The sequence below is a fragment of the Vibrio sp. 10N.286.46.A8 genome (genome assembly GCF_041470165.1).
In the GTDB taxonomy this organism is placed as follows: Bacteria; Pseudomonadota; Gammaproteobacteria; order Enterobacterales; family Vibrionaceae; genus Vibrio; species Vibrio tasmaniensis_A.
The window spans coordinates 1-1,346 of sequence record NZ_JBFRLX010000379.1 but is presented as its reverse complement, the minus strand read 5'-3'; the positions used below and the strand labels follow the sequence as shown (position 1 = coordinate 1,346).

The window sequence follows — 1,346 nt, the reverse complement described above, 5'->3', positions numbered from 1 at the left end:
ATAAAAAACGGAGCACCTCGTGAAAGGTACTCCGTATATGATAGGTGCAAAACTTAGTGATACTTAAAGTTAGAGATTGAACAATCCCCGGTTTGAGCGTTGATTCTGAATGAAAAAGCATGTGAATGATAATCCACACCGTCATTCCAAATCGTCTCTCCAAATATCTTACATAGCTCTAGCTCACTTACTGAACCGAACTCTTCCATGTGTTTAGCGACAGATAAAAGTTTACCTCTTATCTCTGCAGTCCCTTCCGTGTTACTCAAGCAGTTGAAAGCCATAGTTTTTTGCATATTACCTAGCCAAAATATTTCTTGTTATTAAGTTATATGAATAATCATGATAACAATTTTTTGGCGTTTGTAAATCTATTTTGTGATGAATATCTCACATAGTCGCTTGCATTGGTCGGAAAATGAACGTCATTGTTGATAGTTACCACATTAGTTTTACAACTTATTGATAAAGCTTTGATTGATTATCTTTCTGAATGTATTGATTTGTTCGAACTATGATTATTGGGATAATCAAGTTGAGCAAGTGAGTAATCATTTTAGTTTTGTACATCGTTTATTGGTTGGTTTGTGTGGCGAGCTTCGTCAATCATCGTCGCTTCTTTACGGTATTTTGAAGAGAGCTGACGAAATTTTTTACTGAGTGTATGAAGATCTTGCGAGAGTGATTGTGAGCTTTGTACGTGTACCTGTGCACTTTCTGTTTGACGCGGTAGTCTTGCTTTAGCGCAGTGTTTAGCTATGGTTTGCCACGAATGCGTTAGAGACTCCGCCCCATCTAGTTCTGTAGACACAATATACGCCTGTTTTAATAGAACCTCAGAGACATCATAAGCGGTATTCATATGACTTTTGAGCTGCACATTAAATCTTTGTTCGTACTTTGCCCAAAGCCCAATGATCTGCTTTTCGTTGAAATGTTTAGATAGCAACGTTTGTGATTCATAGGTCGAGAGAACTTGGTTAAATTCTTTAGTGTATTGATTATAGCGTTCTTCAAATGATAGCTGGCGATCTAACAGTGTTTGCCAGTTTTCACGGTCACAATGGTCTGCTAACGCGATATCGGCACTCAGAGGTACACTTATAATGACAACCTTCACCAAAAAATTCATGATTTACCTCTACTTAACTCGCTCTCTATTAAGAGTATAGATGAGCAGCAACATGAGTTGATGTACACTTGAAACATACCTAAAACGGAAGAGCTGGTGGATTTGATGAAAAAAGCGCTGATCGCTTTACTTGTGTTATTAATATTGGGAGGAGGAGGGGCAGCATAAACGGAAGAGCCGGCTGTTGAAGTCGCGGCGCAGTCTGAATCTGACC

At 38.7% G+C, this 1,346-nt stretch carries 2 protein-coding genes; both read right to left on the bottom strand.

Going from position 1 to position 1,346, the window contains the following annotated elements:
* Window positions 1-53: 53 nt before the first annotated feature.
* Window positions 54-296, bottom strand: coding sequence for a hypothetical protein (locus AB4232_RS22570; protein WP_009845471.1), 243 nt, complete (start codon window positions 294-296; stop codon window positions 54-56).
* 260 nt (window positions 297-556) lie between these two features.
* Window positions 557-1,132 (bottom strand): hypothetical protein, encoded by a 576-nt coding sequence (locus AB4232_RS22565; protein WP_139684912.1) that lies wholly within the window; start codon window positions 1,130-1,132, stop codon window positions 557-559.
* Window positions 1,133-1,346 lie beyond the last annotated feature (214 nt).

Bases quoted from the DNA above. Each gene is read 5' to 3' on its own strand.
- AB4232_RS22570 (WP_009845471.1), bottom strand. From the start codon at position 296: ATGCAAAAAACTATGGCTTTCAACTGCTTGAGTAACACGGAAGGGACT.
- AB4232_RS22565 (WP_139684912.1), bottom strand. From the start codon at position 1,132: ATGAATTTTTTGGTGAAGGTTGTCATTATAAGTGTACCTCTGAGTGCC.